The sequence below is a fragment of the Zavarzinella formosa DSM 19928 genome (assembly GCF_000255705.1).
Classification (GTDB): Bacteria; Planctomycetota; Planctomycetia; order Gemmatales; family Gemmataceae; genus Zavarzinella; species Zavarzinella formosa.
Genome location: NZ_JH636444.1, coordinates 536,639 through 537,109, shown reverse-complemented (window position 1 = coordinate 537,109; position 471 = coordinate 536,639). Strand labels below are relative to the sequence as shown.

The 471-nt window shown below is 63.7% G+C and carries 1 protein-coding gene; it reads right to left on the bottom strand.

Annotation, left to right across the window (positions count from 1 at the left end; translation table 11 throughout):
• Positions 1-26: 26 nt before the first annotated feature.
• Positions 27-471: transposase (locus BGIM_RS53270; RefSeq protein ID WP_157369582.1), on the bottom strand; the 445-nt coding region annotated here is incomplete at its 5' end.

Sequence of the window (471 nt, the reverse complement as noted above, 5' to 3'; positions counted from 1 at the left end):
ATCGTGAACTGTAAGAGCCTCTAACTTTATGAATTGCAAAAATAGTTAAAGCAGATAAGGCTGAGGCCGAGATTCAACAGAGCCAGTTGCATCTCTTGGGTCTTCTCGGTCACGACCCTCAGCTTGCGAAAGTTGTGCAGCCAGCCAATCGTCCGCTCCACCACCCACCGGACTTTGCCCAACCCGCTGCCATGAGGCGTCCGGCGTTTCGCGAGCTTCGGCTCGATGTCCCGCTCCCGCAACTCGTCCCGCAACGCTTCCGCGTCATACGCCCGGTCCCCGTACAGCTCCCCGGGCCGCCCGCCCGGCCCTTCATCTTCCCCCTCGGGGTCGAGCGGGCCGGCCGAGTCAACCAACGGCAGCGTCCCGGCGGCGTCCGGCTTGTTGGCCCCCGTCACCTCGCCGGCCAGCGGGATGCCGTTGGCATCAACCAGAAGGTGGTGTTTGACCCCCGGACGCCCGCGATCCGTG